The 2,513-nt window shown below is 46.6% G+C and carries 1 protein-coding gene; it reads left to right on the top strand.

The features are described 5' to 3' along the window. Positions 1-2,513: alpha-2-macroglobulin family protein (locus tag Q0095_RS09190; protein ID WP_297883231.1), on the top strand; the 2,513-nt coding region annotated here is incomplete at both ends.

The following is a 2,513-nucleotide window of genomic DNA, read 5'->3' as shown; positions in this document are numbered from 1 at the left end:
ATTTTACTTACGTTTATGACGGCAACAGATACGTCGAGCAAGAAAGCTTTAATCTCGTAAGCGCCGTTAGCACCGATGCGCGCGAGTTTGAGTACAAATTCCAAAACGGCGGCAATTATCTAATCGTCGCAAACGATTACTCAAGTGGCGCAAGTGCTGGCGTGCGCGTGGACGTAAGTGGCTGGGGATATTATGGACGGGTAAACGCTAAAGACGTGCAAAGCGCTAAAATCAAACTCGCAAGCGACAAGGTTAAAGCTGGAGATAAAATTAAAGGCGTCATAAATTCTCCGGTAGAAAGCGGCGTGCTAAATATCTCGCTCGTAGGAGAGCAGGTTTACGACTATAAAATTCTATCCATAAAAGGCGGTAGCGCGGAATTTGAGCTTAGCGTGCCGGAGAATTTCGTCGGCGGACACATCAACGCTGTAATCGCGCGCGCCGCGACACCCGCTGCGATGCCGCTTAGAGCCTATGCAAACGTGCCGGTGGCGCTAGATGCGAGCTCGCACAAGGCTAATGTGCAAATCCTAGCCGAGAAAAGCTACAAAAACGGGCAAAATGCGCAGATCAGCGTAAAAAGCGAGCCAAATTCAAAAGTCATACTCTATGCAGTCGATCTTGGAATTTTAGATATCGTCTCACAAGAGGAGCTCGATGCATTTAAGGCGTTTGACGTTAGCGCGTATTTTGCGCTGCGGTACTTCGACATTTACGATGATCTTAGCGTGTATCAAACTACTGCTAAAGAGCTAAGCTTCGGCGGCGACGGCGTGATGGCGAAAGCTAAACGGAATTTAAGCCCGGTCGAAAACAAAAAGCAGAAAAAATTTATAAAAATGCTGATCGCAAAAGCAGACGCGAACGGCGAGGCGAAATTTGAGCTTGCGATGCCGAAAAATTTCAACTCCACGATCCGACTAAGTGCCATGGCTATCGGAGAAGCGGCTACGATCGGCTCGGCAAATGTCGAAGCCAAGGTCCGAGACGACGTGATCATAAAGCCCGCCGATCTAACCTACATGGTACGCGGCGATGAAATTTCCGTGCCGCTAACGCTCATCAATACGACTGATAAAGAACAAAAGGCAGTCTTGAAGATCAGCTCATCTCCTTCGGTTGCTATAAGCGGCGGTGAGGCAAATTTCACGCTCAAACCGCTTGAGGTCAAGCACACAAACTTCACCGCAAGCGCGCTTGATATTGCGGATGCAAATATTGAATTTGATCTTGACGCAAACGGGCAGAAATTTAGCAACGACGTGGAATTTGACATAATCAGCCAGTTCCCGCGCTCGAAGCTATTTCACGTAAGCTATGGCGATAAGCCGGTAACGCTCAAAATCGATCCGAGCTATAAAGAAATTTATACTCACATCAGCGCTACGCCTAATGCTTTTAGCCTAGCGGACGAGCTATATCTCTATCCTTACGGTTGCACCGAGCAGCTTACTTCAAAGATGGTAGCGGTTGATTATGTCGCACGCAAAGACTCCAATAAAACCTTAACCAACCGCGTAAACGAGTATGCAAGTAGAATTTTATCTCGCCTCAAACCTAGCGGCAGTTTCGGCTACTGGAGTGCTCACGGCGTTACTAATTACTACGCTTCGATTTACGCAAGCGACGTTTTACTAGAGCTTGACGCGCGCTATAAATTCCTTAGCAATAAGCAAAGATCGCTGATATTTAGCGCCTTAAAATCAGACTACGAAGATCAAGCGACGCTTCGAGTATATGCGGATTTCGTGCTAGATCAATACGGCAAGCTGGATGACGATGAGATAAATTTCATTTACGACAACGGCCTTTATGACAACTCGCCGATGGCTCGCATCGCTATGGCTGCGATACTTAAAAAGCACAATATGACGACCGAGTTTAACTTCATGCGTGAAAAAATAAACCAAATGGATTATGATTACGCCGAAGACGGAGCAGGCTTGACGTTTGCTAGCGACATAAGAGACGCCGCCTTTAAGCTCTACGCATTCGGCAAGGCGGGCATCAAAGACGATAGCACAAGCAAGGCGGCTATCGCGCTCGTGCGCAACCTAAAAGATGCGGACAATACGCAGGAGAGAGCGAGCGTTATACGCGGATTTGATGCGTATTTTAAGGACGCGAAAAAAGATATTAGCTTTGCTTTGAAATACGACGGCGAGACGAAAAATTTTAATTCGCCGCTGGATACCAAGCTTGCGGTTAAAGACGGCTCGATAGAATTTACGCCGATGAGCGGCAACGGCGAGCTATTTTTTACCGCTCTTGGCTTTGGATATGAAAGCGCGCCTTTAAAGCATGAGGCTTTGAGCATACAGAGCCTAAACGCTCATTCTATGGATAGCAAGAAGATTGAAATTTATCGTGAATTTATAGATGCTCGCGGCAACATAGTCGATCTAAACAAGCTTAAAGTAGGGCAGAAAATTTACTCTAAGATCAGCTGGCGAGCAAATTATTATCTTTATAATTTCGTAATCGATGAGGCTATGCCTAGCTGCTTTGAAGCG

The organism is uncultured Campylobacter sp. (assembly GCF_938045535.1).
Classification (GTDB): Bacteria; Campylobacterota; Campylobacteria; order Campylobacterales; family Campylobacteraceae; genus Campylobacter_B.
Note: the sequence above shows the minus strand (reverse complement) of the source record. Positions and strands in the feature narration are given on the sequence as shown.